This is a genomic window from Allobosea sp. P1_A7 (assembly GCF_056406775.1).
In genome coordinates, this window is sequence record NZ_JBFTZN010000528.1 from 1 (window position 1) to 1,760 (window position 1,760).

The 1,760-nt window shown below is 62.3% G+C and carries 1 pseudogene; it reads left to right on the top strand.

Annotation, left to right across the window (positions count from 1 at the left end):
* Positions 1-571: 571 nt before the first annotated feature.
* A pseudogene (cas2e, locus tag AC1D34_RS37280) lies at positions 572-748 on the top strand (type I-E CRISPR-associated endoribonuclease Cas2e); the annotation flags it as partial.
* Positions 749-1,760 lie beyond the last annotated feature (1,012 nt).

A 1,760-nucleotide genomic window follows, 5' to 3' on the forward strand; every position in this document is an offset into this window, starting at 1 on the left:
CATCTCGATCACGGCGACCGATCACGGCGACCAGGGTCGCGCCTTGATCGAGCGGAATCGAACATCTGCTCGCATCGATGCTGTGTGCCATAAAGGTGCTCCATCGCTGATTGCGGCAACGATGGTACCGGCCTCGTTGCGCCGCCCATAGCTTCTAAGCCGAACCCTACATCTGGAATGACTGTCACTACCGGTGCGCTGTTTGACTTCGTGAATTGTGTGCGGGATCAATCGGTTCCAGCAGGAGTGTTCCCCGCAGACGCGGGGATGAACCGCTGCGCAGTTCGTCGCCTCCGGCTGCCTTGATGGTGTTCCCCGCTGAAGCAGGGATGAACCGCCTGCCTCAGCCGAGTAGCTGATCTCGCAGGCGTGTTCCCCACAGACGCGGGGATGCCCCCCAGAGCAACGAGGCGGTCCAGATCGTCAAGGTGTTCCCCTCAGACGTGGGGATGAACCGGCCAGCTATCGGATTGGCCCTATTACGGGCTCTTGTTCCTCGCAGACGCGGGGATGAACCAGTTGAGAACGGCGACGAACCGCGGGTGCATCACAGTTCCCCCGCACGCGCGAGCGCATCTGGCAGGAAGTCGTGGACGGCATCGAACTGGGCAATGGCGTGATCGCCTGGACAGCAGCCAACGACACCGGATTTGCCTTTGAGACCTGCGGCGCGAACCGCCGGGTTCCGATTGATTTCGACGGCTTCACGCTGGTTGCCTTTCGGCCACCGGAGGCGTTCCCGGACTGAGCCAAACCTTGGATTTGGAACGAACCGTAACTACCGGTGCGCTGTTTGACTTCGTGAATTGTGTGCGGGATCAATCGGTTCCAGCAGGAGTGTTCCCCGCAGACGCGGGGATGAACCGGTGGTTCGAAGGGGGCGCCGGGACTTTGGTCGGTGTTCCCTGCGGACGCGGGGATGAACCGCGCTATCGCTTTGACTGAAAATGACATGACGAGTGTTCCCCGCAGACGCGGGGATGATCCGGGTTACCCAGGTGCAGATCGCGCTCGATGTCGTTGTTCCCCACGGACGCGGGGATGAACCGCTCCACGCGCTCGATCAGATCGTTCGTGATCAGTGTTCCCCGCAGACGCGGGGATGCCCCCCAGAGCGACGAGGCGGTCCAGATCGTCAAGGTATTCCCCTCAGACGCGGGGATGAACCGAAGCCCGGCGGCCACGTGAACTACGCGCWCGTTTGTTCACCGCAGGCGCGGGGATGAACCGGCCAGCTGTCGGAGTAGCCCTATTACGGGCTCGTGTTCCTCGCAGACGGAAGGATGAACCGGCCCGACCTGACTGCAATACCCGGCCAGACAAGTGTTCCCCGCAGACGCGGGGATGAACCGGACGGGGGCGAGTGGTGGCAGAGCCAGGGGGTTCACCGCAGAAGCGGCAATGAACCGGCTCTTGAGGAAGCTCTACCGGCTCTACCGCCGTGTTCCCCGCAGACGCGGGGATGAACCGCTATCGTGGACCAGTGCGACATCCTCGATGCCGTGTTCTCCGCTGACGCTGGAATGAACCGAACATTGAAACCGCCATGGTCGGCTGGATCGAGTGCTCCCTGCAGTCGCGCTGACTGAAACGTACGAGGTCAGTGGGTGCATGGCGTCGGGAGGGCATTGTCACGGGAAACTCGACGAGCCGGATTTCGCTCTGTGCAATGCTGTACTTACGCGGCGGTGGTCGCGTTTTGCCACTGCTGCGCGGCCGCGGCTCGGAAGAGGCGCAGCGTCGGTCGGGAGATCAGATGG